This is a genomic window from Mycobacterium montefiorense (assembly GCF_003112775.1).
Lineage (GTDB): Bacteria > Actinomycetota > Actinomycetes > Mycobacteriales > Mycobacteriaceae > Mycobacterium > Mycobacterium montefiorense.
On the sequence record NZ_BFCH01000002.1, the window covers coordinates 437602 to 463240 of the forward strand.

General features: G+C 64.3%; 26 protein-coding genes. 10 read left to right on the forward strand and 16 right to left on the reverse strand.

Features of this window, described 5'->3' with window-relative positions; genetic code table 11:
- Positions 1–9: 9 nt before the first annotated feature.
- A complete protein-coding gene (locus tag DB708_RS03180; protein ID WP_235616594.1) occupies positions 10–1629 on the reverse strand; it encodes a DHA2 family efflux MFS transporter permease subunit in 1620 nt (539 codons plus the stop codon).
- A gap of 236 nt (positions 1630–1865) precedes the next feature.
- Between DB708_RS03180 and DB708_RS03185 the strand changes: the two genes are divergently transcribed.
- Positions 1866–2570 carry a DUF2334 domain-containing protein gene (locus tag DB708_RS03185; RefSeq protein ID WP_108920461.1) on the forward strand — a complete coding sequence of 235 codons (705 nt, stop codon included), beginning with the start codon at positions 1866–1868 and terminating at the stop codon, positions 2568–2570.
- 49 nt (positions 2571–2619) lie between these two features.
- Positions 2620–4287: an FAD-binding dehydrogenase gene (locus tag DB708_RS03190; RefSeq protein WP_108920462.1), complete on the forward strand. Its 1668-nt coding sequence runs from the start codon at positions 2620–2622 to the stop codon at positions 4285–4287.
- Positions 4288–4306: 19 nt separating this feature from the next.
- Here DB708_RS03190 and DB708_RS03195 read toward each other — a convergent pair whose 3' ends face one another.
- Positions 4307–4945, reverse strand: a complete 639-nt coding sequence (locus tag DB708_RS03195) for an MBL fold metallo-hydrolase (protein ID WP_108920463.1) — start codon at positions 4943–4945, stop codon at positions 4307–4309.
- A gap of 32 nt (positions 4946–4977) precedes the next feature.
- Here DB708_RS03195 and DB708_RS03200 point away from each other — a divergent pair, with 32 nt between their 5' ends.
- The 3 genes from DB708_RS03200 to purQ all read left to right on the forward strand — a co-directional run bounded on the left by DB708_RS03200 (position 4978) and on the right by purQ (position 6631).
- Positions 4978–5655: an ATPase gene (locus DB708_RS03200; protein WP_108920464.1), complete on the forward strand. Its 678-nt coding sequence runs from the start codon at positions 4978–4980 to the stop codon at positions 5653–5655.
- A 65-nt stretch (positions 5656–5720) separates the two neighbouring features.
- The gene (gene purS, locus DB708_RS03205; protein ID WP_108920465.1) at positions 5721–5960 is read left to right on the forward strand and encodes a phosphoribosylformylglycinamidine synthase subunit PurS; all 240 of its coding nucleotides are present in this window, start codon (positions 5721–5723) and stop codon (positions 5958–5960) included.
- Positions 5957–6631: a phosphoribosylformylglycinamidine synthase subunit PurQ gene (gene purQ / locus DB708_RS03210; RefSeq protein ID WP_108920466.1), complete on the forward strand. Its 675-nt coding sequence runs from the start codon at positions 5957–5959 to the stop codon at positions 6629–6631. Before purS ends, purQ begins: the two co-directional genes overlap by 4 nt.
- Here the strand turns inward: purQ and DB708_RS03215 are convergent.
- Together DB708_RS03215 and DB708_RS03220 are read right to left on the reverse strand one after the other, a co-directional pair.
- The gene (locus tag DB708_RS03215) at positions 6602–7963 is read right to left on the reverse strand and encodes a WS/DGAT/MGAT family O-acyltransferase (RefSeq protein WP_201263402.1); all 1362 of its coding nucleotides are present in this window, start codon (positions 7961–7963) and stop codon (positions 6602–6604) included. The two genes, purQ and DB708_RS03215, sit on opposite strands and share 30 nt — an antisense overlap.
- Positions 7964–8001: 38 nt before the next feature.
- A complete protein-coding gene (locus DB708_RS03220; RefSeq protein ID WP_108920468.1) occupies positions 8002–8808 on the reverse strand; it encodes a lysophospholipid acyltransferase family protein in 807 nt (268 codons plus the stop codon).
- 145 nt (positions 8809–8953) lie between these two features.
- On the opposite strand from DB708_RS03220, the gene DB708_RS03225 reads away from it, so the two are divergent.
- Entirely contained in the window at positions 8954–10018 is a 1065-nt protein-coding gene (locus tag DB708_RS03225; RefSeq protein ID WP_108920469.1) for an NAD-dependent epimerase/dehydratase family protein, read from the forward strand.
- A gap of 6 nt (positions 10019–10024) precedes the next feature.
- Here the strand turns inward: DB708_RS03225 and DB708_RS03230 are convergent, their stop codons facing one another.
- The 3 genes from DB708_RS03230 to DB708_RS03240 form a co-directional block, all read right to left on the reverse strand.
- Positions 10025–10489: a type III secretion system chaperone family protein gene (locus DB708_RS03230; RefSeq protein WP_108920470.1), complete on the reverse strand. Its 465-nt coding sequence runs from the start codon at positions 10487–10489 to the stop codon at positions 10025–10027.
- A 99-nt stretch (positions 10490–10588) separates the two neighbouring features.
- On the reverse strand, positions 10589–12271 hold the full coding sequence (locus tag DB708_RS03235) for an amidohydrolase (RefSeq protein WP_108920471.1): 1683 nt from the start codon (positions 12269–12271) through the stop codon (positions 10589–10591).
- A gap of 34 nt (positions 12272–12305) precedes the next feature.
- Positions 12306–13514 (reverse strand): cytochrome P450, encoded by a 1209-nt coding sequence (locus DB708_RS03240; protein WP_108920472.1) that lies wholly within the window; start codon positions 13512–13514, stop codon positions 12306–12308.
- Positions 13515–13726: 212 nt separating this feature from the next.
- On the opposite strand from DB708_RS03240, the gene DB708_RS03245 reads away from it, so the two are divergent.
- Entirely contained in the window at positions 13727–14125 is a 399-nt protein-coding gene (locus DB708_RS03245) for a VOC family protein (RefSeq protein ID WP_108920473.1), read from the forward strand.
- On the opposite strand, the gene DB708_RS03250 is transcribed toward DB708_RS03245, so the two are convergent.
- Genes DB708_RS03250 through DB708_RS03275 form a run of 6 tightly spaced genes read right to left on the reverse strand, consistent with a single transcriptional unit; the run spans position 14119 to position 19035 of the window.
- Positions 14119–14586 carry a cupin domain-containing protein gene (locus DB708_RS03250; RefSeq protein ID WP_108920474.1) on the reverse strand — a complete coding sequence of 156 codons (468 nt, stop codon included), beginning with the start codon at positions 14584–14586 and terminating at the stop codon, positions 14119–14121. The two genes, DB708_RS03245 and DB708_RS03250, sit on opposite strands and share 7 nt — an antisense overlap.
- A 42-nt stretch (positions 14587–14628) precedes the next feature.
- Positions 14629–15759, reverse strand: coding sequence for a hypothetical protein (locus tag DB708_RS03255; RefSeq protein WP_235616595.1), 1131 nt, complete (start codon positions 15757–15759; stop codon positions 14629–14631).
- A 39-nt stretch (positions 15760–15798) separates the two neighbouring features.
- Positions 15799–16485: a haloacid dehalogenase type II gene (locus tag DB708_RS03260; RefSeq protein WP_108920476.1), complete on the reverse strand. Its 687-nt coding sequence runs from the start codon at positions 16483–16485 to the stop codon at positions 15799–15801.
- A gap of 2 nt (positions 16486–16487) precedes the next feature.
- Positions 16488–17081, reverse strand: coding sequence for a TMEM175 family protein (locus DB708_RS03265; protein WP_108920477.1), 594 nt, complete (start codon positions 17079–17081; stop codon positions 16488–16490).
- Positions 17081–17959, reverse strand: a complete 879-nt coding sequence (locus DB708_RS03270) for a DUF427 domain-containing protein (RefSeq protein WP_108920478.1) — start codon at positions 17957–17959, stop codon at positions 17081–17083. The genes DB708_RS03265 and DB708_RS03270 overlap by 1 nt, the downstream gene beginning before the upstream one ends.
- Before the next feature lie 32 nt (positions 17960–17991).
- Positions 17992–19035: a zinc-binding dehydrogenase gene (locus DB708_RS03275; RefSeq protein ID WP_235616596.1), complete on the reverse strand. Its 1044-nt coding sequence runs from the start codon at positions 19033–19035 to the stop codon at positions 17992–17994.
- Between the two features lie 473 nt (positions 19036–19508).
- Here DB708_RS03275 and DB708_RS03280 point away from each other — a divergent pair, with 473 nt between their 5' ends.
- Positions 19509–20654 carry an LLM class flavin-dependent oxidoreductase gene (locus DB708_RS03280; RefSeq protein ID WP_108920479.1) on the forward strand — a complete coding sequence of 382 codons (1146 nt, stop codon included), beginning with the start codon at positions 19509–19511 and terminating at the stop codon, positions 20652–20654.
- 32 nt (positions 20655–20686) lie between these two features.
- Here the strand turns inward: DB708_RS03280 and DB708_RS03285 are convergent, their stop codons facing one another.
- The 3 genes from DB708_RS03285 to DB708_RS03295 all read right to left on the reverse strand — a co-directional run bounded on the left by DB708_RS03285 (position 20687) and on the right by DB708_RS03295 (position 23002).
- Positions 20687–21358 carry a TetR/AcrR family transcriptional regulator gene (locus DB708_RS03285; RefSeq protein WP_108920480.1) on the reverse strand — a complete coding sequence of 224 codons (672 nt, stop codon included), beginning with the start codon at positions 21356–21358 and terminating at the stop codon, positions 20687–20689.
- A complete protein-coding gene (locus DB708_RS03290; RefSeq protein ID WP_108920481.1) occupies positions 21355–22056 on the reverse strand; it encodes a TetR/AcrR family transcriptional regulator in 702 nt (233 codons plus the stop codon). The genes DB708_RS03285 and DB708_RS03290 overlap by 4 nt, the downstream gene beginning before the upstream one ends.
- 76 nt (positions 22057–22132) lie before the next feature.
- Positions 22133–23002 (reverse strand): alpha/beta fold hydrolase, encoded by an 870-nt coding sequence (locus DB708_RS03295; RefSeq protein WP_108920482.1) that lies wholly within the window; start codon positions 23000–23002, stop codon positions 22133–22135.
- A 191-nt stretch (positions 23003–23193) separates the two neighbouring features.
- On the opposite strand from DB708_RS03295, the gene DB708_RS03300 reads away from it, so the two are divergent.
- Together DB708_RS03300 and DB708_RS03305 are read left to right on the forward strand one after the other, a co-directional pair.
- Positions 23194–23901, forward strand: a complete 708-nt coding sequence (locus tag DB708_RS03300) for an SDR family oxidoreductase (protein ID WP_165839717.1) — start codon at positions 23194–23196, stop codon at positions 23899–23901.
- A gap of 28 nt (positions 23902–23929) precedes the next feature.
- The gene (locus DB708_RS03305) at positions 23930–25624 is read left to right on the forward strand and encodes an MOSC and FAD-binding oxidoreductase domain-containing protein (RefSeq protein ID WP_108920484.1); all 1695 of its coding nucleotides are present in this window, start codon (positions 23930–23932) and stop codon (positions 25622–25624) included.
- The last annotated feature ends 15 nt before the right edge of the window (positions 25625–25639 follow it).

Sequence of the window (25639 nt, forward strand, 5' to 3'; positions counted from 1 at the left end):
CGATCGATGCTATTGTGCGATTGTTTGAGTCGCCGGCTTTTTTGGCAGAAATGACGCCGGGATGATGGTAAATGCGACCAATATCGCTGCGACCACAAATACGGACGTATAGGCGTGCGAAAGATCGTGCAAGAGATTAGTCGAAAAGCCGGGGGCCAGTGACTGGTGTGGTATTTGTGACGAATCGACGGGGACACCGCTGATCGCGGCCTTCTGTTGCAGCGCCGCAAGCTTGTTCGCCGCGACGATGTCTTCGCTCCGGTCGAACTGGTTGGTCAGGATCATCGCCATCAGCGCGGTGCCCACCGACCCGCCCACCTGGTGGCCGACGCTCATCAGAGTCGTCCCGCGGGCGATCTGGTGCGGCGCCAGTGCCTGCACCGAGGCCACCGAAAGCGGCATCATGGTGCAACCCATCCCCAAGCCCATGATCGTCAGCGCGACCAGCAGAGTAGGTGCGTAGCCGGCGTGCCTGGCCACGCCGAAAGCGAACGTGCCCAGTCCCGCGATGATCAGCGCGATACCGATCAGCACGAACTTGCCCGGTCCCTGTCTATCCACAAGCGGACCCGCCAACCGCATGGTCACCATCGCGCCGAGCCCCTGCGGGATCAGGTGCACTCCGGCCTGCATCGGCGTCTGGTGCAGCACCTGCTGGAAATAGCTCGGAAGCAGCAGGCCAGCGCCGAAGAAGGCGGCGGCGAACAGCAGCATCGTCACATTGGCCCTGGTGAGCACCGGGTTCTGGCACAGATGCAGATCGATGAGTGGGTGATCCGCGCGGCGCAACGCGTGCACAACGAATGCGGCGATCAGCGCCAGGCCGATTGCCGCGGGGATCAAGACACGGCGATCGGCGACCGTCCCGCAGCGTGGGACCGACGAAACCGCGAACAGAAACGTCGCCAGTCCGGGCGAGAGCAGCAGCCCGCCGATTACATCGAACGTTTCCGACCGAGCGGGGTGGTCCCGGGGGAACACGATTCCGGCGGCGAGGAATGTGGCCAGCCCGACTGGCAGGTTGATCAAAAAGATCCATCGCCAACTGGAGGTGTCGATCAGCCAGCCGCCCAGGATTGGGCCGGCGATCGGAGCGAGCAGCATCGGGATGCTCAATATCGACATCAGCCGGCCGAGGCGCCCGGGGCCCGCTTCGCGCGTCATTATCATGAATCCCAGCGGCATTAACATGCCGCCACTGATACCCTGAATCACGCGAAATATAATGAGTTGCAACATATTTGACGCTATCGCGCACAGTAGCGAACCCAGCACGAACGCCACCACCGAGCCCATGAAGAGTCGTTTGGTACCGAACCGGTCGGCCGCCCATCCGGTCAGTGGGATAACGGTCGCCAACCCGAGCGTGTAGCCGGTCATCGTCCATGCGACGACCGCCTGGTTGGATCCGAACTCGGCGATGAAGGTGCGCTGCGTGACGGTGACGACCGTGACGTCCAGGATCGCCATGATCGTGGCGAGCAGGCACACGCCGGAAATCCGCAACAGCTGGGCGTCGAGCTTGTCGGGATAACTACGTTCCTCGGCGCCCAACAGCCCGGCGGGGGTGGTGGGCAGCGCAGCGTCGCCCGCTGCGGAACGGGCCTTGTCCATGGCGTTGCTTAGCATATCGAACCGATTTCGGAATCTGGGGTTGGTCCGCGTCAGCTGCCGGCGTGCCGCTGTGCGGCGGTCGCGCGGTGGTGCGTTGCGTGGTGCGCGCCGCGATCGGAGTCGACGGCCCAACTCCGTTGCGCGAAAGCCGCATTCCAGCCCGCGAGTGACATCTGGCATACGCGTCGATATACGCTTGCCGTCTGCGTGTCCTTCACCATCTCGACACCTGCGCTCGTCAAACTGCGGGTGTGTCTGGAAAATTGATCGTCTCGGTCTCAGGGATAGGCGAGCGCACCCTGGCCGACGTCGACGCGTTCTGCGCACAAATGGATTCGCGTAAGGTGCCTGTTTCGTTGCTGGTGGCTCCACGCCTGTCCGGCGACTACCGGCTTGACCACGATCCGCGCACCGTCGAGTGGCTTACTGCCCGGCGGGCCACCGGTGACGCCATCGTGCTGCACGGTTACGACGACGCCGCGACCAAGAAGCGGCGTGCCGAGTTCGCCATGCTGCGGGCACACGAGGCCAACCTTCGGCTGATGGCCGCTGACCGCGTGCTCGAATACCTGGGGCTGCGTACCCGGCTGTTCGCCGCGCCGGGCTGGACCGTCTCGCCTGGTGTCGTTAAGGCATTACCGGACAACGGTTTTCGCCTGCTAGCGGATTTGCACGGCATTACCGATCTGGTCCGCCACAGCACCGCGCGCAGCCGTGTACTCGGCATTGGAGAGGGGTTCCTCACCGAGCCGTGGTGGTGCCGCTTGGTGGTGCTGTCCGCTGAGCGGATCGCCCGTCGCGGCGGCATCGTGCGGGTGGCGGTCGCGGCCCGTCAGTTACGCAAGCCGGGTCCGCTACAGGCGATGCTGGACGCCGTCGACCTCGCGTCGATGCACGGGTGCACGCCGACGGTGTATCGCTGGCGACCCGACAGGGCGGTTCTCGACGCGGCCTGACTAAGTCATCTGATTAATCGCTTGATCGGGGGCATTACCCTGGTGCGACATGAGCGATTCTTCGGCGGCAGGCTTCGCCGCTGACGCGATTGTCGTCGGAGCGGGACTGGCTGGTTTGGTGGCCGCCTGCGAGTTGGTGGACCGCGGCTTGCGGGTGCTGATCCTCGATCAGGAGAACAGCGCCAATCTGGGTGGACAGGCGTTCTGGTCTTTTGGCGGTCTGTTCTTTGTTGACAGTCCCGAGCAGCGTCGGCTGGGCATACGCGACAGCCATGAGCTTGCGTTGCAGGACTGGCTGGGCACAGCGGCTTTCGATCGGGAAGAAGACTACTGGCCACGGCAGTGGGCGCACGCGTACGTGGATTTCGCGGCGGGCGAGAAGCGCGGCTGGCTGCGCGACCGGGGTCTGAAGATCTTTCCATTGGTCGGCTGGGCCGAGCGTGGCGGTTACAACGCGCAGGGGCACGGCAACTCGGTGCCGCGGTTCCACATCACCTGGGGCACCGGGCCCGCCCTGGTCGACATTTTCGCGCGTCAGCTGCGCGATCGCTCGACCGTCCGCTTCGCCCACCGGCACCAAGTCGATGAGTTGATCGTCGAGGGTGGCGCGGTGACCGGCGTTCGGGGCACCGTGCTGCAGCCATCGACCGAACCGCGCGGCGTGTCCTCTTCGCGAAAGGCATTGGGGGAATTCGAATTTCGTGCGTCCGCAGTGCTCGTGACCAGCGGCGGTATCGGTGGCAACCACGATCTGGTGCGCGCGAACTGGCCAAAGCGAATGGGCCGTGTGCCCGAGCAGATGCTGAGCGGGGTGCCGGCCCACGTGGACGGCAGGATGATCGGCATCTCCCAGCAGGCCGGGGCCCGCGTGATCAACCCCGACCGGATGTGGCACTACACCGAGGGCATCACCAACTACGACCCGATCTGGCCGCTGCACGGCATCCGGATCATCCCCGGCCCGTCATCGCTATGGCTGGATGCGGACGGCAATCGGTTGCCGGTTCCGCTGTATCCCGGCTTCGACACGCTGGGCACATGTGAGTACATCACTAAATCCGGGTACGACTACACCTGGTTTATCTTGAACGCCAAGATCATTGAGAAGGAATTTGCGCTTTCGGGGCAAGAGCAGAACCCCGATCTGACCGGCCAGAGCGTGCGCGCGCTGCTACGTAACCGAGCCCGCTCCGGCCCGCCCGGCCCGGTTCAAGCCTTCATCGATCGGGGTGTGGACTTCGTCAGCGCAGATTCGTTGCGCGAGTTGGTAACCGGCATGAATAAGCTGCCGAATGTGGTCCCACTGGACTATGCGACGGTGGAGGCCGAGGTCACCGCCCGCGATCGCGAGGTGGCCAACAAGTTCAGCAAAGACGGTCAGATCACCGCGATCCGCGCCGCCCGCGGATATTTGGGCGACCGGCTGGGCCGGGTGGTGGCGCCGCACCGGTTGACCGATCCGAAAGCCGGGCCGTTGATCGCGGTCAAACTGCATATCGTGACACGAAAGACGCTGGGCGGCATCGAGACTGATCTTGCTGGGCGAGTTCTCACCGATGACGGCACGCCGCTGACGGGCCTGTATGCGGCCGGTGAGGTGGCCGGGTTCGGCGGTGGCGGTGTGCACGGTTACCGGGCCCTGGAGGGCACGTTCCTGGGCGGCTGCATTTTCAGCGGCCGGGCAGCGGGCCGCGGCACCGCCGACGACATCACCTAGCCCTGGTGCGCTGAGCGAGCTAGAAGGTGACGCCGCTTTCTTCGGGCAACGGCTGGAAGTCGGTGTCGGTCATCTCGGTGAAGCGGCCGTAGTAGATACCCCTGGCCTCGGGAGTGAGGATGCCTTGGTGAATGGGAACCGCGCGTGTCGGAGCCACCGCGCGCAGGTAGTCGATGGCCTCGGAGATCTTCATCCAGGGGGCCGCCGCCGGCGCGGCCAGTACATCCACCGGTTCGTCGGGCACGAACAATGCATCGCCGGGGTGCATCAACCGGGCGCGGTGGTCGCCGTCGCCTACCAGATACGAAAGGTTCTCTATCACAGGGATTTCCGGGTGGATCACGGCGTGCTGCCCGCCGAGCGCCCGAATCGTCAGTTCACCGATCGTCAGCTCGTCGCCGGCCTGAACCGCCCGGAAGGGCGCGTCCAGTTGTGCCGCGGTTTGCGAATCGGTGTAGAGCGCGGCCCCGGGGTTGGCCGCAATAAGCGCCGGCAACCGCGCCGGGTCGACATGATCCGGGTGCTGGTGTGTGATCAGGATGGCGTCCAGCCCGGTGATTCCCTCGAAACCATGCGCGAAGGTTCCGGGATCAAAGAGCACGCTAGTGTGGTCGAACTCGGCAAGTAGGCAGGAATGGCCGAAATGCGTCAATTGCATGTCTACGATTGTGCCCTGACGGGGGTGGTCGTGTGCGGGTAGTTTTCGCGACGATACTGGTCGCCGGCGGCTTGGTGGCCGCCCTGGTTTTCGTTGTCCCGGCACCGGCCGAACCGGAGAGCTGCCCACCGGTCTGCGACCAGATCCCGGCCACCGCCTGGATACAGCAGCGCGCCGTGCCACTGAACTCGACCTACAACTGGCCCCCGCTGGCGGGCCTGGCGGTGCAGGTGACCGGCGTCGGGGCAGGCCCGCGTTTCCGGTTCGAGGAGCTGTGTGGCACGCAGCCACTTGCGCAGGACCCACGCGCGTCGGCGGTCGCGGCCCGCGCGACGGTGGTCCACCCGGACGGCCAATGGCAGCTGCAGGCCCAGATCGTGCACTGGCGCGGCGACACGGCCCGTGGCGGCTCGATCGCGTCCTCGGTGTTCGGCAATGCGGTCGCGGTGCTGCGTGGCTGCCAGCAGGGGGCGCCATTGCAGTCGCCGTCGATCACCACCGACGAGCCGAACCGGATGGCCGCCGTGATCAGCGGGCCGGTGATCATGCATACCTACCTGGTCGCACACGTTTCAAGCAGCACTATCAGTGAACTGACGCTGTGGTCTGCCGCGCCGCCGCAGGTGCCCTGGCCGTCGATGGCAGACGCTCAGGTGCTGGACTCGCTGACGGCGCCGCTGTGCGAGGCCTATATCGCCTCGTGCCCGTGAGCCGCACCCGGTAGCTGCCGCCGGTAGAGTTGGCGCCGACAAAGATCCGAGGAGGAGGAACGCCGGTGGCGCGGGTGATCGTTCATGTGATGCCCAAAGCGGAGATTCTCGACCCGCAGGGCCAGGCGATTGTCGGCGCGCTGGGCCGACTCGGACATCCCGGGATCTCAGATGTCCGTCAGGGCAAGAGGTTTGAGCTCGAAGTCGACGACACCGTCGATGACACCGCGCTCGCCGAGATAGCGGAGTCGCTGTTGGCCAATACCGTCATCGAGGACTGGACGATCAGCCGGGAAGTGTTGTGACAGCGCGGATCGGGGTCATCACCTTTCCCGGGACGCTGGACGACGTGGATGCCGCGCGTGCGGTGCGCCGTGTCGGCGCGGAGGCGGTCAGCCTGTGGCACGCTGATGCCGACCTCAAGGCGGTGGATGCGGTAGTGGTGCCGGGTGGGTTTTCCTACGGCGACTATCTGCGGGCCGGTGCGATTGCCCGATTCGCCCCGGTGATGTCCGAAGTGGTGTACGCGGCGAGCCGCGGTATGCCGGTATTGGGAATTTGCAACGGTTTTCAGGTGCTTTGTGAGACCAGGCTGCTGCCCGGGGTACTGGCCCGCAACGCGGGTTTGCACTTCATCTGCCGCGACGTGTGGCTTCGGGTGGCATCGAATTCGACGGCGTGGACGTCGCGCTTCGAGCCCGACGCGGACCTGCTGGTTCCGCTGAAATCGGGCGAGGGTCGCTATGTGGCACCGGAGAACGTGCTCAACGAACTCGAGGGCGAGGGCCGCGTGGTGTTTCGGTATCACGACGACATCAACGGCTCGATGCGCGGCATCGCCGGCATCAGCTCGGCCAATGGTCGCGTCGTCGGGTTGATGCCGCACCCCGAGCATGCCATCGAAGCGTTGACCGGCCCCTCCGACGACGGTCTGGGTTTGTTCTACTCAGCGCTGGATGCCGTTCTCGCCGCCTGACGTACTCTGCGCGGGAATTCCTGCGGCACTGCGTAATTCAGCGAAGGCCTTGGTCATGGCATCGGTTGCTTCATGCGGGTCTTTGAACGTCTGGTCGTCGGTGAGTACCGCGATGCCGAGTCCGTCGACGTAGCTCCACACCGTGATGTTGACGGGCGCGCCCGGTGAGAGCACCCCGGTGGAGTAGATCTCGGTTACCGTGGCGCCGCCGAAATGCCCTCGCTCGCGCGGTCCGATCACGCTGGAGACCGCCACGTTCATCAGCTTGTTCGGCACGTCATGACGGCCCAGCCAGCCGAAGGCGGCCGGAGCGAACGCTGTGGGCAGATAGGCCATCAGCCGCCCGTAGAGTTCCGGGCCCATGATTTCGTGGTCCTCTTTGGCGATCCGGGTCGCCAACGAGACCAGCCGCGCCCGCTCGGCGGGATCGGCGATGTGTACCGGCAGCGAGATCATCAGACCGCTGATCTCGTTGCCGGTAACGCGGCCCGACTTGTCGGTCGCAGTGGGCACCGAAGCAATGATCGGGCGCTGCGCTTGGCCGTCATAGTCCAACAGCAGCGTGCGCAGCCCGCCGGTGGCTATTGCCAGCACCATGTCGTTGACGGTGACGCCCAACGCCTTGGCGGTCGCCTTGACCTCGGCCAGCGGCACCGTGGTGCTGGCGAATCGCCGCTGCGGGGACACCACGTGGTTGAGGAAGGTCGACGGTGCGTCGAAGGCGTCGGCTAGATCCGGGTGATCCCCGCGCTGCTTGGACCGGCGCCGCACCCGGCTCATCCCCACCGCGGCGTCCATGAGCAGCCGGGGCAGCTCGGCGATCTGCCGGGCATGGTCGCGCTCGTCCTGCGCCATGCCCTCGAGATCCATTGCGCGCGCCAGCAGGTTGACCGAGGCGACGCCGTCGGCCAACGCGTGGTGCACCTTGCCGATCAACGCATACCGGCCGCCGGTCAAGCCTTCGGCGAAGTGGAATTCCCACAGCGGGCGGCTGCGGTCCAGCGGCGTGGAGGCAACGCGCCCGATGACCTCGTCCAGTTCGGACCGGCCACCCGGGGCGGGCACCTGCACTCGGCGCAAGTGGTAGTCCAGATCGACGTCGCAGTCCTCTTGCCACATCGGGTGGTGCAGCTGCCACGGGATGTCGACGAGCTGGTAGCGCAACGGTTCCAGCAGATGCAGCCGACGGCGCACATGGTGTCGGAAGGCCTCGAAGTCGAACTCACCGTCAAAATCGGACGGGTCGAGAATCGCTACTTTCAGCGTGTGGGTATGCAGGTTGGGCGTCTCGCTGTACAGCAGCATGGCGTCCATGCCGTTGAGTCTTTTCACACGTCACCTCGCCGTAGTGATTCCGCGTTTGCTACGGGTCAGCCCAGAATGGGGAACCGGCGTTGGCCGGCCAGCCGCTTGAGCGCGGTTTCCATCAGCGAACGCACGTGTGCGTCCACTTCGTCGATGTCGGGATCCTTGCCGAACTGGGCGACGACGTCGACCGGCTCGAGCACCTCGGTGACAATCTTGGACGGCAACGGCAGGTTCGGCGGGAAGATGACGCTGAGCCCGAACGGAAAGCCGAAGCTCACCGGCAGAATGTCCATGCGGGCTTTGGTGATTCCCAGTTTGCGGGCCAGCCAGTTGCCGCGGGTGAGGAACAGCTGGGTCTCCTGCCCGCCGATCGAAACAGTGGGCACGATCGGTACTCCGGCCTCGATGGCAGTCCGCACGTAGCCGGTGCGTCCGTTGAAGTCGATGTTGTTCGCGTTCAGCGTGGGCCGGTAAGAGTCGTAGTCACCGCCCGGGAACACCAGCACCACCGCTCCCGAATGCAGTGCGGTGGCGGCATTTTCGCGACTAGCTTCGATAACCCCCACCCGACGCAGCCAGCCGTCCAGTGGCCCCATGAATACCCCGTAGTGAGCCAGGGTGTACACCGGCCGGTCGTACCCGAATTTGTCGTAGAATGCCGACGAGAAGATCAGTACGTCGGGCGTGAAGATGCCGCCGGAGTGGTTGGACACCACCAGCGCGCCGCCCGCCGAAGGGACGTTCTCCAGGTTTCGTACTTGCGCCCGATGCCAGCGGTTGACCACCGGGCCGACCGTGTTCTTGACCTGTTCGGTAAACGCCGGATCCCATTTGGCGGTTTCGTGATTGTCTGCCTGCGCGTTGCCCATCGCGATTCCCCCGCGGTTATGTTCCTGCCTATCGTTGCCAGCGCGAGGCCGATCCCCTAGGGCACACCGCGTGTGGCATAGGGTACTCTCTGTTTAGGAGAATGTCATATCCGTTTGCTATGGGTAGCCGTGCATCGGGGGGGAAATGACCGAAGATGTTCTGGTTACCGGTGGTTTCGGGTTGGTCGGCTCGCAGACCGTGCGTCAGTTGGTCGCCGACGGCCATCGGGTGGTCGCGTCCGACCTCGGCACGTCTGCCCAGCGCAAGGCCGCCAGGTCGTTGCCCGCGGGAGCCGCGCCGTACTGGGCGGACCTGACCGACCCCGCCGAGGTCGACCGCCTCGTTGCCAAGACGGCCCCGGCGACGATCATTCATCTGGCCGCGATGATCCCGCCCGGGATCTATCGCCACCCGAAGCTGGCCAGGCGAGTCAACGTCGACGCGACCGCGGCGCTGTTGCGGGCCGCGAAGGCCTGCCCGCGCCCGGTGCGCTTCATCCAGGCCTCGAGCAATGCGGTGCACGGCTCCCGCAATCCGCGCCGGCACCGCGAGTGGTTGCGCGCGGATACCCCGGTTCGGCCAGCGGACCTCTACGGCGCCCACAAGGTCGAAGCGGAACAGCTGGTCCGGGCCTCGGGTCTGGACTGGGTGATCTTGCGTCTCGCCGGTGTGATGAGCGTCGATCTTGGTGCGATGCCGCTAAGTATGGATGCACCCTTTTTGGAGAGCGCGTTGCCGACCGACGGACGAATTCACACCGTCGATGTGCGCGATGTCGCGGTCGCGTTCTCGAATGCGACCACCGCAGATGTGATCGGTGAGACCTTGCTGATCGGGGGCGACGAGTCGCATCTGCTCCGGCAGTCGGATGTCGGCAAGACGCTGGCGGCCAGCAGGGGTCTGGTGAACGTGCTGCCCGCGGGCCGGCCGGGTGACCCCGACAGCGAAGACGACTGGTACGTGACGGATTGGATGGATACCGCACGCGCGCAACAGGCTTTGCGTTTCCAGCGCCATCCCTGGCCGGACATGCTGGCCGAGATGCGCGCGGCGGCAGGATGGCAGCGCTATCCGATGCGGCTGGTCTCTCCGATCGCGCGCCAGTTCCTCAAACGCCGTGACGCCTACCGGAATTCGTCCGGAGACTATGCCGACCCCTGGGGCGCGATCCGCGCCGAATTCGGCGAGCCCCGGCCCGACGGCAACTGACGCCGCTTAGCCGGCGTCCAGCAGCAATGGCTGCACTGCGCATTCGGCGACCGAGCCCAGCTCGGCGAAGAACTCGATCGCCGCCGCGATGCTGTGGTCGATGTAGGTGGCGAACTCCTCGAAGGCGACGGGCTCGCGGACCTTGCGGGAGCTGCGCGCGACGACGCCGATCCGCTGCGGGTCAGAGGATCCACGGACGGTCACCACAACGTCGCGGTTGGCGTGATTCCACGCATCGGCAAGCTCCGCCAGTTCAGCGCCGTCGGCGGCGGGGAAGAAGCAGCCAGGCGTGACTTGAATCGTGAACTCGTCGCCGTGCCAACGGGAGATCCCGAGGTGGACGTGCAGCCGCCGCGGACGGGTGTTGGCTACGTAGAAGAATTCGCCGTCGTGCTGGCCGCGGAAGTACCGGCTGCCGCGGGTGCACAGGTAGCGTTCGATCAGGTTCGCGGACAACGCTTCAGTCGTCATGAAATAAATGATGAGGCCTGCGGCTTTACGGTTGCTTTGAGCCGAGCAGTGCGTCGCCCAAGAATCTGGTGAGAATTCGCTGAGTTTGTCACGATCCAGTCACGCGCTGGCAGACAACGGGTACCAGCGTCCCGCGAAGACGGTGCCCCGCACCGGAATACGATTCAGCCGTTCCGGGTCGACGACGTAGGGGTCCTCGCCCAAAACGGTGAAGCTGGCGAGTTTTCCGATCGCGATGCTGCCCAGCTCGTGCTCCATCCGCCAGGAGTACGCCGCCTCGATCGTTATTGCACGCAACGCCTCATGGACTGAAATGCGTTGTTCGGGACCGGCGATCCGTCCACTGGGAGTGCGGCGATTCACCGCGCACCAAGCCAGGGCGAGAGGATCGGCTGGACCCATCGGCAGGTCGGAGTGAAACGACAACGGGATACCGCGCCGGAGCACCGACGCCGATCGCACCATCGCGTCGGCCCGGTCCGCGCCAAGACCGTGCTCGGAGTACTTGTCCGCAAAACCGACCGGATAGTACGAGTTCGCCGAGACGATGGCCCCGACGCGAGCGATCCGGTCGATCTGTTCTTCGGTCGAGTTGGCGAAGTGCACGATCACCGTTCGATGGTCGGCACGCGGTCGCGCCGCCATGCACTCCTCGATGGTGTCGAGCACCAGCTCCAATCCGGCGTCGCCGTTGACGTGAACGTGCAGCTGCCAACCGGCATCCCAATACACCTTGGCGAACGCGCGAAAAATGTTGGGCTGCATCATCCATTCGCCGTGATGGTGGGGGTCAGGGTGGCCGGCGTCGTCGAGGTAAGGGTCTTTCATCTGCATGAGTTGACTGATGATCGCGCCGTCGGCGAACAACTTCACGTGCTTGGGTAGCAGCTTCACTTTGCCGGTACCCGCGCGGGCAATCTGAGCCTCGGCGTCGGCCACCGCGTCGGCGGGATCCATGCCGGCGTCGGCTTGGCTGCGGGCATCGACGAGAAACGTCGAGAGAAACGGGGTGTCCTCGGCGCCGAGGATCTGCTGATACAGCTCCCACGGCTCCAGCTGCCACATGAGCCCAGGCTCGTTGAAAGCCGTGACTCCGGTGCCGTGCAGGTAGCGGACCAGTTGACGAAGGCCGGCGCTCATCCGGTCGGCGCTCATGAACATCGGTGCCAGCTTGGGCAGCAGCAGGTTCATCCCGGTCTCCCACCAATGCCCACCGTCGAGATCGACCATGGCGCTAGCCGGGCCGTGACCGGCCATCTCGTTGCGGGTGATGCTCAACGCATCGATGGCCGCGGAATTCAGGAACCATTCGTGACAAGAGCGGTGCCACACCGCGATCGGACGCTCGCGGCTGATGCCGTCCAGCACGGTGCGATCGAGCGCGCCATGCCACAGCCGGTGGTAGCCCCAGGAGATCAGCCAAGCCCGAGGATCGCTCAGCGCGCGCTCCGCGTTTCGCAACGAGTGCCGATACTCGTGCGCCGAGTGTGCGGCCGGGAACGTGCGGTTGGGCAGGACCCAGTCTTCCGTCGCGATCACCTCGGTGACCAATGTGGTGGCTCCAAGAACCGGATGTAGGTGTTGTTCGATGAACCCGGGGCACACCACCGAGTCGGCGAACGTCTCGTCGACGACCGCGTTGCCGTCGTCGCGCAGTTCTTCGAATGACCCCACGGCCACGATCCGGTCGCCCGATACCGCGACCGCGGTGGCGGCGGGCGGACTCGGTTCCATGGTGATCACCCGCCGGGCCGGGTATAGCGTTGTGACCGCGACTGTCATCGATCGATTGTCGCTCAGGTCAACACGGATTACCTCAGGGCAACACGCGCACCGGGACGTTCGACCAGCCGGCGACGTTCTGCATGCTCACCCGCTTGCAGTCGTCCCAGATCACCTCGTAGCGCGGCATCAGGTCCAGCAGCTTGTTCAGCGCGATCGCACTTTCCAGGCGGGCCAGCGCGGCGCCCAGGCAACTGTGCACGCCGTATCCGAAGCCAAGGTTCTGCGCCTCGGTGCGATCGCGGTCGATGTCGAACTTGTCGGCATCGGTGAAGGCATTGGGATCGCGGTTGGCCGAGCCCCCCAACAGAAACACCGGCTTGCCCGCCGGAATCGTGACACCGTGCAGTGCAACGTCTTTGAGCGAGCAGCGCACGTTGTACTGCGCCGGAGCCTCGTACCGCAGCACCTCTTCGATCGCGGCGGGTACCTTGGCGCGGTCGTCGAGCAGTTTCTGCCACTGGTCGGGGTTGCGCGCAAACTGCACGATTGCATTGCCAACCAGCTTGGTAACGGTCTCGGCACCGGCGCCACCCAGAAGTGTTGCGAAGCCGGTTATTTCGAAGTCGTCAAGCTGTGTGGTGCCGCCGCCCTCGCGCTCCACCTCCGCGGCGATAAGGCCGCTGATCATGTCGTCCTGCGGCGCTTTCCGGCGTTCCTGGATCAGGTTGTAATAGAACGTGCCGATCTGGGTGACCGCCTCCCAGTTGACTTCGCCCATTTCGATCTGTCCCGGTTCCCGGTGCAACGAGGTGTCCACCCAGTGGCGGATCTGCTGCCGGTGCTCGGCGGGCACGCCAAGGACCGTGCTGATCACTTCGACGGGAAAGAGCGCGGAGAAGTCGGCGACCACATCGAATCGGTGAGGATCGATCCGGGACAGGTGGTACTCGATCAGCTCGGTGACGGTGTCTTTCAGCGAGGTGATCGCGCGGGGGGTGAAGACCTTGTTGACCAGAGTGCGCATTCGCCGGTGCTCGGGGGGATCCATGAAAATCATCGACTTGGACTCTTGGGGCAGAGCGTTGTTCTTGACCATGGCCAGGTCGATCCCGCGCGCCGAGGAATAGGTCTGGTAATCCTTGAATGCTGCGCTGACATCCTCGTGGCGAGTCAGCGCATAGAAGTCGTGTCGCTCGTCGTAGTAGACGGGGGCCTCTTCACGCATCCGCCGATACGTCGGATACGGGTCGGTGAAGAATTGCTCCGAGAACGGATCGAAGACCAGGTGCGCGGTTGCCATGTGTCCTCCTCAACCCCCAGCAAGGCGTGCTGAGCACCTGCTTAGCATTAGCGTACGTGCGCGGTCAAGGCCATCAGGGCAAACACGTTCCGGACTGTGCGATGGCGGCATCGGGTGTGCGCTCTGGGTGGCGCGTGTGCATGTGCGGCGCCGTGAGCGTACACTGAAATTTCTGAATGCACACTCGACGCACAACGCTAGGAGAGCCAAAGATGGGTTTCGCGGTGCAACGGTTCGACCATATCGTGGTCAATTGCAACGATATTGCGGCGACCGCGGCGTGGTACGAGCGTGTCCTGGGGATGAAGCGTGAGGCGTTCGGGCCGGCCAGCAGAACCGCGCTGAGTTTTGGAAATCAGAAGATCAACCTACGACCTGTCGGGGCGCTGGCCGACGACCCCGATTGGGTCACCGGGTCCGTGGAAGCGGCGGGTTCCGAAGACTTGTGCTTCATCGCCGATTCCACTGCCGACGAGGTCCGTGCTCACCTGCAAGCCTGCGGGGTCGAGATCACCGCGGGGCCGGTGACCAGGACCGGTGCGCTCGGGCCGATGACTTCGCACTACTGCCGGGACATCGACGGCAATCTCGTCGAAATCGCCGTCTACTGACCGCTTTCGAGCGGACGCAGCGCGGGCAGGTTCACCACGATCGCCTCCTGGCTGCTGCGCGCGATCACCACCTCCGCAATCATGTTCGGATCGGGGTTTTCCTCCCGGTGCGGTACATACGGCGGGATGAAGACGTAATCACCGGGCGCGGCCGTGATGCGCACCTCGTCGACGCCGTCGTGAAACACGAACTCCGGGTGGCCGCTTCGCACGTAGATCGCGGTCTCCGATTCGCCGTGATGATGGTTGGACGAGACGGTCTGGGGTAATGCGTGTGTCTCGCCCATCCACAGCTTCTCGGCGCCGACCGACTTGCCGCTGAGCGCCGAGAACCGCCGCAGTCCTTCCGATTGTGCGGTGTCGGAGCTGATGTCCGACGCCTTGATGTGGTGCACCCGGCTGCGCGTTGCCTGCTGATCGGCGTCGGCGAAATCAGGGTGAAATCCATCTGTGGTTGCCATGGTGCTGATTGTCCCGCTTTTCTCCCCGGGTATGCCGCTGCCTCAATTGTGTTCGAGCATCGCGGCGTATTTGCGCAGGTCGTCGTCCGGCACCTGGGTGAAACCTCCGTAGTCCTGGTAGAGCTCGATGCTGGTCGCGCCCATCTCGACGCCGTAGCCGATCACGGCTGCCAGATCCGCTGGCGACGCCCCGCCCGTCTGGAACTCCACCTCGGCATTACTGCGCTTCATCGCCGCGTAGATCTTGCGGAGGTCGTTGTCCACCTTCGCCGGGACGTCGAGGTCGTGATTGTCGAACACGCAGCGGTCGCCCGCGCGCTTTCGGCAGTCGGCCATCCATGCCAGCGTGAAATCCACATCGTGCACCGGCTTGCCGCTGTCGGTGGCCTTGAACGGATTCAGTGGTGTCTCGAAACGAGTCGTCTTCCACGGCGCGTAGTCGTCGACGATCCTGTTCAGGCAGGTCTTGTAGTTTGCGTCGGTCATTCCGGCCTTCCGAAGGGGACCCACCGCGGCCGGGCGCGTGTCGATGGAGAACGGCTCGGCGGTGAACATCATGCACGAGGTGACCGCGACCTCATGGACCAACGGATCGCCGTCGTACTTGGCAGCCAGGAGCTCCTGCAGGTGCGCCCAGCGCAGGTGGTAGCGATCGTCCCACACGTGACCCAGCGTGCGGTCCTTCGCGACACCCCGGAAGTTGGTGTGCACGACGGGGATCTTGCCGCCGCTGTCCTGCATCACCCAGTCGGGTGCCCAGAAACCGCCCCATACCCGGATCTTCACGGCGAGCGGCGCATTCGGGTTGTCCTGGTTGTACTTTCGCACGTTGGCCAGGCCCTGATCGATCTCGTTGTTGTCGGCGAGACCGGACGTCGCGGTCGGCTCAAGCGAACGCCACGACGCCAGGATGACGATGCCCTGCACCAGGCCGTCCTTCTGCCGCACGGTGTCCAGCGAGTTCTCGGGCTCACCCAGCACGGGTGCGAACTTGTATGCGCCCATCGAAATCAGCCCGCGCAACGGCTCTTTCACCGCCTCGGTGACCAGCCGTACCGAGAGTGGGTCATCGCTGGGCCAGACGGCCAGAACGAGCGCGCACAGGGCCACGACCGAGCGCGCCAACCTGCACCCGGCGGAGCTCCGCGCAACCGGGAGGGGAGTGCCCCGCACGCGTCGAAGAGTAACCGAGTCGCCGGTGGTTTGCGTGGGTCAGCTCGCGGCGATCAGTTCCTCGGCGAGTTGGTGCAGATCGCCGACCACCAGGGTCGGTTGCGGCAAGCCCTGCACCGGCAGTGGCGGATTGCCCGGCCGCGTGATGAGAGCGGTACTGAAGCCGACATTTTGGGCGCCGAGGAGATCCCACACATGGGCGGCAACCATCATGCAATCGGTGGGCACCACACCGAGCGCTTCGCACGCATGCTGATAGACCGTTGGCGACGGCTTGAACGCGCGACACGATTCCACGCTGAGCTGCTGGTCGAACAGGTCCGCGAGCCCGGCGTTATCCAGCGGCGTCGGGACGCCGGAACGGTGTGGTGAGTTCGTCAGGGTGACCAGACGAAAACCGTTGTCGCGCAGCGATGTGAGTGCCTCCAGTGCATCCGGATGCGCCGGCATGGTGCGCATCTGTTCTTGTAGCCGGCCAACGTCGGCATCGGTGACCTCTACCCGATATACATCGGCCAGCATGTGTAATACACCTTGGCCGAGCGTGAAGAAATCCACATAGCGGTCGGCCAGGGTCACCGCCATCGAGTACAGAACGAGCTGAGCGAACCATTCGTGCAGCACCTCCGCCTGGCCGAACAGTTCCGCGAAAAGTGGTGCTATCGACTCGATATCGATCAGCGTCTCGTTTACGTCGAAAACAAGTACGGACGGTGTCGTCGGCATGCCTACTCCTGCGCCTTCTTCGGGTTCGGAAGATCCGGTCGCAAATATCCGATCAGGCACGCGCAGATCAACACCATCGCGATGACCGGCCAGCTGAGTGCGATGAGCGCCGCCGTGACGAAGACGAAGATCGTGATGAACGATCTCATCCGCAACAGCCTGCGCAGACGATGTGAAACATCTTCGTGCGCGGGACGATCGACGATTTCGGTGCACAGCAAGATGTAGGTGATGTTGACCAGGACGAAGACGGACGCGTATAGCGCCACTGGTGCGTCGGCCAGCCTGCTGTCGGCGATCCACTCGGTGGTGAACGGAATCAGCGAGACCGAGAAGAGGTGGGCGAAATTCGACCACACCAACCGTGGCGTCGCCGTCTGCGCATAGCCGAACAAGTGGTGGTGGTTGACCCAGACGATCGCGATGAACAGATAGCTGACCACATAGCTGAGCCCCGTGGGCCACAGCGGCAGCAGGGCGCTGAAGGTGTGGGCGCTGGGCGGCTTGAGCTCCAATACCAAGACGGTGATGATGACCGCAAAGACGGCGTCGGAGAACGCCTGTACGCGCTCCGCGCCGGCCTTAGGCTCAGCCATTAGATGTTTCCCGGCGGTGTTTTCCCTAGCACCTCATCTGTGTCGAGTCCGCGGTCAACGCCGTGCGCAATGACGGTCTGACCGGGCTCGAGGTGCAGCTGCTTGCCGTCCAGGTAGACGTCGATCTTGTCGGGTTCGAACGACACCAGGTTGCTGACTCGATCCACTTCGGTCCACGCGTTGACGTAGGACCACGCCGCGTGTTTACTGTCGCCGACGTCGTAGTACGAGGCGATGCCCTTATAGGGGCAGAAAGTTTGCCCCTCAGCGAGTTTGAGCGCTGATTCGTCGATATTCTCACGCGGCACATACCAGCGCGGCGCGAAGCCGGATTCGTACAGAGCCAATGGATGCTGGGTGTCCGCGATCACGCGGTCGCCGTCGTGAACCACGAGATGCCTCGAGGTAGACCGGATATCGACGCGGTGATACGCGTCGGCCGCGTGCCCGACAATGCGCTCGTCTTCTTCGTAGAAAGCCTCCATGGCGCGCCAGGCAAACGCCACCCGTGTGCCCAACACCGCGGCATGTGAGGGCAGTCCGGTGTGCTGCCACGCCGCGTGGTTCGCCTGCTGTTTCAAGACGCGGGCGGTAAACCATTGGGTGTCACCGAGATCCTTGTGTGTGGTGACGCGATCCTCGGCGACCAGGATGCCGTCTTCGATGTCATGCTGGGGGAAATAGGCGACCGGATAACGCCTCGGCTCGTGCAACAACACCACGTCTTCGCTGTCGGCTATCCACCGGTCCGCGAACCGGACCCGCATCCGACGGCGCAACGGCTCCGCGTACAGCAGGCGAGGTGGCAACGGCTGTTCGGTGAGGAAGTGTCCCACCGATCCGGTCGCCAGCGGACCTTGCTGCCATGCCAATCCCATTGCCGTATCCTATCTTTCGGCGCCCACGCGGGTCAGTCCATGACCACGACGACTTTGCCGCCGGCTTCTCCTGACTCGGCAACCCGGTGAGCTTCGCGAATCTGGTCGAACGAGAAGACGCGCGCCGGCTTCGCGTCGAGCTTGCCGTCGGCGATCTGCTGGGCGATTTCGCCCAGCGGTATGCCAGATACCTCGAAACCCGGATTCCCGAAGACTGGACTGGCGAAGAAGCTGAAGCTCACACCGCTGGCCATCCGCGCCAACGGGTTGAAGTCAGCGATGGGCGCGAGACCGCCCAGCCATCCGGCCAGGCAGGCAGTGCCACCGACGCGCAGCATGTCCAGCGAATCGAGGATAGTGCTGTTGCCGACGAGATCGAGGACCGCATCGATCTGCTTGGCCTCCGCAATATGGGCGGCCAGGTTCGGCCGCTCCACCTCGACGCGAGCGGCGCCGAGTTTCTCCAGCATCCGAAAATGCCCCTCGCTGCGCGCGGTCGCAATGACGTGGGCTCCCGTGATGACTGCCATCTTGAGTGCGGCCTGGCCAAGCGCCGACGTCGCGCCACGAATCACCAGCGTCTGTCCGGCCGTCAGCTTGAGATTGCGGAACAGGCAGGTCCAGGACGTCGCATACGTTTCCGGCAGCGCCGCCAGCTGTGACCAGGGGAGATCGGATTCGATCAGGGTGACATTCGCCGCGCGGACCCGGGTGTATTCGGCATAGCTGCCGTTGATGGTTCGCCCCAGACCACCCATCAGGGCGGCGACCTTGGCCCCGGCCTGGAACTCTCCGCCCGGGCACGAGTCGACGATGCCGACGCATTCGATGCCGCTGACTTCGGCGGCTTCGGCCCACTCGCCTTTACGCATGTGTATTTCGGCGTGATTGATGCCGAAGGCCTTGACCTGAATCACCACTTCGCCGTCTTTGGGCAGTGGCTTGGGGATCTCGGTGTACACCAGGCGATCGAGGTCGCCGAACCCCGACAGGATGATCGCCCGCATCGTTTCCCCGCCGGATTCCTCGCGTACCACGGCGGGCGCAGTCGGCAGCGTGTTGCTGGCGGTCACCATCGAAATTTCCTCCCAAGAGGTTTCGCGGACAAGCCGCATCTTGCATTATGCCCCGGTGTCCACATCGACATAATGGGCTGTATAACCCATTATTATGGGCGGATAGACCCAAAATGTCCAGGCCGTTGCCGGCCCGGGTCAAGTCGTGTCGCTCGCAACGGCGGCAGCCACTGCCACGGGTCCCCGCCGCTTGATTCGGCGATATGAAGATCCTCGCGGGTTTGAGTAAGTAGTGCGAATGCCAGCTGCCCAGGCAGCCGCGCAACTGACATTCGCGATTTCTGGCCGTCGACACCAAGGATTTCATGTCGTCGAATCACCCGGTGGTTCCCGAGATGAGTAGCCTGGCAACAAGATTAGAGGATCGCGGCGATGCCAAATGCACCCCGCCGGGTAGCGGCGCGGGTTAGAAAACGCTTTGGTAACAACAGTTTTCTCCGTGAATCCATACTCAGCGACGAAAGGCCATCATTTTGACCGGATTTCGGGTTGGCGTAATGGACACGGCTCTGGCTGCACGGCCGGCGGTCGACGTACTGATGCGATCCAACTACTTGGCAGCCGCGGCTGCTCGTGTCGACTCATTTTGGGGCCCCGACCACATCAACGGTCTACTGCCGCGGTCATTGTGGAAGCCAGAATTCTGTGGAGCCGCGAAGCTGATTCCGCGAAGCGACGCGCACTTAGAGGCATGGACGACGCTTGGTTACTTGGCCGCTCGTAACCGGCTCGGTCAACTCCGCCTCGGCGTCGCGGTCACCGATGCGGGCCGGCGCAACCCAGCGGTTACGGCCCAGGCCGTGACCACTTTGCACCTGCTCACGAAGGGACGAGCCATTCTTGGTATCGGCACGGGTGAGCGCGAAGGCAATGAGCCCTATGGGGTGGACTGGTCGAAGCCCGTCGCCAGGTTTGAGGAGGCACTGGCCACCATCCGGGCGCTGTGGAACTCCGGTGGTGAACTCGTCAATCGCGAGTCGCCCTACTTTCCATTGCGGAACGCGGTGTTCGATCTGCCGCCCTATGCTGCGAAATGGCCTGAAATATGGGTGGCCGCGCATGGTCCTCGCATGCTGCGGCTTACCGGTCGTTTTGCCGACGCGTGGTTTCCCTACTCGCCGCATGTCTCGCGCCGGTACGCCCAGCATCTCGACATCGTCCGCACTGCGGCCTCTGATTATGGGCGGGATCCGATGGCCGTGCTTCCGGCCATGTTGGCAATGGTCATCACGGGGCGTAACCGCGATGATGTGAACGAAGTGATGGAGTCCGAGTTGGTCAAAGCCTGGACTTTGACGGCCTCGGGGGAACTGTTCGCCGACTGCGGCGCCATACATCCTCTGGGAGAGGACTTTTCCGGTCTGCAGGATATTCAGCCGTACATCATGGACGAGGAGTCTGCTCGGTCTTACACGTCCGCAGTCCCGGTCTCGGTGGTGCGACAAGCGCATCTGTGCGGAACGCCTTCCGAAGTCGTCGAGCAGGCGGCGCAGTGGCGCGCTCAGGGCCTGCGCTATCTTGTGGTGGCAAATATCAGCGTGCTGCAGCCGAGTCTTCGCAAAGGCCTTGCTACGACGCTTGCTTTCAACAAGGTCGTGCATGGCCTGAAGAGACTTTGACGCCACTGCTCTAAGCGGGGCGTGCCGCGGCGTCATCGAGGCGATCGTTGCGCAGACGGCCTGGCGCCCCTTTTACCGGTCCCGGGATCGACCGCGAACGAACGCACGTAGTCGACCGCGGCGTTGACGGCGACCCGTAAGGGCTCGGCGTCACCCGTGGCGTGCGTGATCATCGCACCACCCTGATGCGCGATGACCAGCGAGGCCGCCAAGTGCCGCGGGTCGGCGTCGGGGCGCAGACCGCCGCGCTGGCGCATCGCGATAAGGCCGGTGTGGAACAGCTCCAGCCATTGGTCGTAGCCGCGCGCGAGGTCGTCGCGAACTTCGTTGTCGGCTTCGATCAGTTCGCCCGCCAGTGAGCCGTAGACGCAGCCGCCCAGCCGATACACGGTGTCGATGTCGTCGACGCAAGCGTCGGCCCAGGCTTGCAGCGCCTCGATGCTGTCGAGCGCAGCGAGCCGCGGTTGGCTGTGAAACTCGATGACGTCGTCGCGGCGCGCGGCGATGACCTCGCGAGTCAGGTCGCGTTTGTCGCGGAAGTAGTGCGAGATCTGCGATCCGCCCACCCCGGCGCTAGCACGAACCTCGTCGATGCTGGTGTTGGCCACGCCACGCTCGAACATCAGCCGGGCCGCGACATCGATGATGCGAGTGCGCGTCGCCTGTCCTTTGCGGGTGAAGCGCGGCTTGCCGTCTTCAGTCATGTTGCCGCCCTTGGCTTCGCGCGCCTACCCCGAGAACGCCGTGGCGGCCGTGGCGTGCGTTCATCGGGATCGGCGGCAAACATTCGCAGGTAGTTGACCGCAAACCGGGTGGCGTCGGCGTGCGGCCATTCCGCCCGATAGGTGAACGCCAACGTGGCGCCGCCTTGATGAGCGCTGATGATCGCCAGCGCCAGCCGTCGTGGATCGGTGCTCGCCGTCACGACTTTGTTGTCCTTCATCCGCCCGATGGCCGCCTCGAGCAAGTCCACCCACTGCCAGTAGCCGGCCGCCAGGGTGGTGCGGGTAGCGTCGTCGGACTTGGCCAACTGCGCGGTCAGCGCGTGGTAAGTGGGTGTGCCACCGGAGGTTCCGATGCGCCGGAGGTAGCGCATGTTGAGGTCGATCCATCGCTCGAAGTCGTCGAACGAGTCCAGCTCCCGTAGCTGGGGCTGGCGGTGGAAGTCCAGAACGACCCCGATCTGACTCCTGATCACTGCGCGAATCAGGGCGCCCTTGTCGGCGAAATAATGGGCGAGCTGAGAGCCGCTGACCGACGCGGCCTTACGCACGTTCTCCATATTCGAGGCCGATAGGCCTTCGGCGACGATCAGTTGGGCGGCGGCCTGCACAATCCTGTCGCGGGTGGCACGCCCCTTGGCGGTCAACCGTTGTTCGTCGCGAACATCGGGATGGGCCATCGCGTCAGGCTAACCCGCGAGCACCGCCGATTATGGGATCTATGGCCCATTGCTGGCTGCGCCGCCCGGGCCCCGGTCAGGCGGGCACGCGGTCCTTGAGGAAGTTGCGGATCAGCTCGGTGACCTCATCGAGTGCGGACTCCAACAGGAAATGTCCGCCGTCGAGCAGATGGATCTGCGCATCGGGCAGGTCGGCGGCGAAGGCCTCGGCACCGGCGGGCCCGAAGATCTCGTCACCGCGTCCCCATACCGCGAGCAGCGGGACCCTGCTGGCGCGAAAGTACTCGTGCACTTGGGGGTACATCGGCGCGTTGGTGGCGTAGTCGCGGAATAGCTTCAGTTGGACCAGGTCATTACCGGGCCGGGACAGCAACGCGTAGTCGTGATGCCAGCAGTCGGGGTCGACCAACGTCTCGTCGGGTACGCCGGTGAGGTATTGCCAGCGGGTCGCGTCCAGGCCGAGAAATTGGCGCACCGGAGCCTCGGTCTCGGTGGTCGGCTCAGACTGGTAGGCCCGCACGACCTTCCAGAAATCCTCCACGAAGCCGGCGTCGTAGCCGTTGCCGTTCTGGCTGATGATCGCCGTAATGGCCGACGGGTCGCGCAGGGCCAACCGCCATCCGATCGGGGCGCCGTAATCCTGCACGTACATCGCGTACCGATCGACTCCCAGGCTGCGCAGCAGGCCCGCGGTCAGGTCGGTCAGCGCATCGAAGGTGTAGTCGAACTCCGTGACAGCCGGAGCATCGGAGAGTCCGAAGCCCAGGTGATCCGGCGCGATCACGTGATAGCGGTCGGCGAGCTCCGGAATGAGACGCCGGAACATGTGCGAGCTGGTCGGAAATCCGTGCAGCAACACCAACGTGGGGGCCGCCGCGTCGCCGGCTTCCCGGAAGAACAGCTGATGGCCGTCGACGGTGGCGTAACGATGATGGACAGCGGACATGAGATTCCTCCTGCGCCAGGTGAGTCTGGTCGTCGGCCGACTCACTCGCACTTTTGGGATATACATCCCAGTATGCATCAAATCCACCGGCTCGCAATAGCCCCCGCTGGAGTTGACCGCTCCATTAGCCGGGAATATTCTGGGTCAACTATCCCAATTCTGTGCCACGCCGAGGAGCATTCGTGGGTAAAATGTTGCAGGACAAGACCGTCGTGGTGGTAGGACGCGGCAGCGGGATCGCGCGAGCGGTCGCTTTGTTGGCGCGGTCGGAAGGTGCGCGCGTCGTCGTGGCAGGGCGCGACGAGGGCAAACTTGCAACCGCCTACCGCGACACCGACGTCACCGCCGAGGTGGTCGACCTCACCGACGACGCGTCGATTGCCGCTCTGGCCGATCGGTTGGGTGCGGTGGATCACGTGGTATCGACCGCGTCGGCGCGTGCCCGGGGGAACCTGGCCGATCTTGAGCGCGGAAACCTTGCGCTATCGTTCGGCACCAAAGTCATCGGTCCGACGATGCTAGCCAAATATGTTGCACCGCATATTAACCCGGGCGGATCGTTCGTTCTATTCTCGGGCGTTCATGCCTTCAAGCTGAACGCCGGCTACCTCGGAGTGGGTATCACCAATGGAGCCGTGGACTTCCTTACCCGTTGGCTCGCGGTCGAACTCGCACCGACGCGGGTCAACGCGATCTCGCCGGGAGTCATCGATACCGGCGCCTGGGATTCGCTGGGCGAGGACGGCAAACGTGATTATTTCCAGCACATCGCTGCCGGAAACCCGGTGCGGCGGATCGGGACCTCGCAGGATGTGGCCAACGCGGTGCTGTTCGCCATGACCAACACGTTCATGACCGGTATGACGTTGAAGATCGACGGCGGCGAGCCGCTGATTTAGGCTTCTGGAGCGGCCAAAAGGAGAAGTGATGGGCAGGCTTGTTTCGGTGAATATGGGCATGCCCAAAAACGTGCGATGGCGCGACAAGACGGTCTATACCGGGATCTGGAAGACGCCGGTCGAAGGCCCGATCATGGTGCGACGTCTCAACATCGACGGTGACGGTCAAGGCGATCTCGGCGGCCACGGTGGCGAACAACGCGCGGTCATGGTTTACCAGACGGAGTCCTACGACTTCTGGAAGGCTTATCTGAACCGCGACGACCTGCAACCCGGCCACTTCGGCGAAAACTTCACCATCGCCGGGTTGCCCGATCACGATGTGTGCATCGGCGATCGTTACCGCATCGGGAACGCCGAATTCGAGGTGACCCAGCCGCGGGTCACCTGCTTTCGGGTCGGCGTGCGGCTGGACGAACCGGAAATGCCGAACCTGCTTGTGTCGCAACGACGTCCAGGCTTCTATTTCCGCGTCATCACCGAGGGGTGCGTCCAGGCCGGCGACGACATCGTGCGGACCCGGCGTGGCCGTCACGAACTCAGTGTCGCCGACGTCGACGCGCTGCTGTACCTGCCGGACCGCAATGCCGAACAACTCCGCAAGGTCGTCGACGTTCCGGCGCTGAGCCCAGGCTGGCAGCAGTCATTCCGCGACATGCTCGCCTCGCAAGACGGTCCGGCGCCGACCGTCGGGTTCGAGCCGGGGTGGAACGGCTTTCGCCCGTTGCGGGTCAGCGAGATACGCCGGGAGAACCCACAGGTGATGTCTATTGGTCTGCAGGCCGAAGACGGGGCCGCGCTGCCACCGGCACTGCCGGGCCAATACCTCACGGTGCGGATCCCGGGCGCCGGCGATCCGGTGCCGCTGCGCAGTTACTCCCTATCCTCGGCGGCGAGCGATTACCGCATCAGCGTCAAACGCGAAGACCACGGACTGGTGAGCCGGTGGCTGCACGCGCACATCGAACCCGGTTCGATCGTCGAAGCCGCGGCTCCGCGTGGCGATTTCTACCTCATCGATGACGAACGGCCGGTGGTCATGATCTCGGCGGGCATCGGTGTGACTCCGGTTTTGGCGATGTTGCATGCGCTGGCCGCGACCCGCAGTAGCCGCGACATATGGTGGCTGCACACCACCCGCGATCGCGAAACCCAGGCTTTTGCGGCCGAAGTCACGACTCTGGTCGAGTCGTTGCCCCAGGCTCGAGAGCTCGTGTTCTACACCCAGACCCAAGGGCGCTTGGGACAGCCGGCCATCGCGGCACTCGGACTGCCGACTGATGCCGCGGCATACCTTTGCGGCCCAACCCAATTCATGACAGACATGCGCGAGGCGCTGGTGGCCGCCGGGCTCGACGGTGCGCACATCCACAGCGAACTCTTCGGTGCGCTGCCACCGATAAACCCCGGCATCGTCGATGGCGCGGCGCGCAAGCCACCACACGTGCCGCCCGGCCCGCCGGGGACCGGCCCGTCGATCACCTTCGCCCGCAGCGGGCTTACCGTCCAGTGGTCCTCGGACTACGGCAGCATCCTGGATTTCGCGGAAGCCTGCGACGTGCCGACCCGTTTCTCCTGCCGAAGCGGTGTCTGCCACGTGTGCGAGACCGGAGTGGTCGCGGGTGTGACCAGCTACGTGCAGCCGCCATTGGAGGCGCCGGGCCCGGGCAGCGTGCTGATCTGCTCGGCGGCGCCGGACACCGACCTCGTGCTGGATCTGTGAATAAGCGAAAGCCGT

Excerpts from the sequence above, each read along its gene's own strand:
- DB708_RS03180 (WP_235616594.1), bottom strand. The coding sequence starts at position 1,629 with ATGCTAAGCAACGCCATGGACAAGGCCCGTTCCGCAGCGGGCGACGCT.
- DB708_RS03190 (WP_108920462.1), top strand. The coding sequence starts at position 2,620 with ATGAGCGATTCTTCGGCGGCAGGCTTCGCCGCTGACGCGATTGTCGTC.
- DB708_RS03195 (WP_108920463.1), bottom strand. The coding sequence starts at position 4,945 with ATGCAATTGACGCATTTCGGCCATTCCTGCCTACTTGCCGAGTTCGAC.
- DB708_RS03220 (WP_108920468.1), bottom strand. The coding sequence starts at position 8,808 with ATGGGCAACGCGCAGGCAGACAATCACGAAACCGCCAAATGGGATCCG.
- DB708_RS03225 (WP_108920469.1), top strand. The coding sequence starts at position 8,954 with ATGACCGAAGATGTTCTGGTTACCGGTGGTTTCGGGTTGGTCGGCTCG.
- DB708_RS03230 (WP_108920470.1), bottom strand. The coding sequence starts at position 10,489 with ATGACGACTGAAGCGTTGTCCGCGAACCTGATCGAACGCTACCTGTGC.
- DB708_RS03235 (WP_108920471.1), bottom strand. The coding sequence starts at position 12,271 with ATGACAGTCGCGGTCACAACGCTATACCCGGCCCGGCGGGTGATCACC.
- DB708_RS03240 (WP_108920472.1), bottom strand. The coding sequence starts at position 13,514 with ATGGCAACCGCGCACCTGGTCTTCGATCCGTTCTCGGAGCAATTCTTC.
- DB708_RS03245 (WP_108920473.1), top strand. The coding sequence starts at position 13,727 with ATGGGTTTCGCGGTGCAACGGTTCGACCATATCGTGGTCAATTGCAAC.
- DB708_RS03250 (WP_108920474.1), bottom strand. The coding sequence starts at position 14,586 with ATGGCAACCACAGATGGATTTCACCCTGATTTCGCCGACGCCGATCAG.
- DB708_RS03260 (WP_108920476.1), bottom strand. The coding sequence starts at position 16,485 with ATGCCGACGACACCGTCCGTACTTGTTTTCGACGTAAACGAGACGCTG.
- DB708_RS03265 (WP_108920477.1), bottom strand. The coding sequence starts at position 17,081 with ATGGCTGAGCCTAAGGCCGGCGCGGAGCGCGTACAGGCGTTCTCCGAC.
- DB708_RS03270 (WP_108920478.1), bottom strand. The coding sequence starts at position 17,959 with ATGGGATTGGCATGGCAGCAAGGTCCGCTGGCGACCGGATCGGTGGGA.
- DB708_RS03275 (WP_235616596.1), bottom strand. The coding sequence starts at position 19,035 with ATGGTGACCGCCAGCAACACGCTGCCGACTGCGCCCGCCGTGGTACGC.
- DB708_RS03285 (WP_108920480.1), bottom strand. The coding sequence starts at position 21,358 with ATGACTGAAGACGGCAAGCCGCGCTTCACCCGCAAAGGACAGGCGACG.
- DB708_RS03290 (WP_108920481.1), bottom strand. The coding sequence starts at position 22,056 with ATGGCCCATCCCGATGTTCGCGACGAACAACGGTTGACCGCCAAGGGG.
- DB708_RS03295 (WP_108920482.1), bottom strand. The coding sequence starts at position 23,002 with ATGTCCGCTGTCCATCATCGTTACGCCACCGTCGACGGCCATCAGCTG.
- DB708_RS03300 (WP_165839717.1), top strand. The coding sequence starts at position 23,194 with ATGTTGCAGGACAAGACCGTCGTGGTGGTAGGACGCGGCAGCGGGATC.
- DB708_RS03305 (WP_108920484.1), top strand. The coding sequence starts at position 23,930 with ATGGGCAGGCTTGTTTCGGTGAATATGGGCATGCCCAAAAACGTGCGA.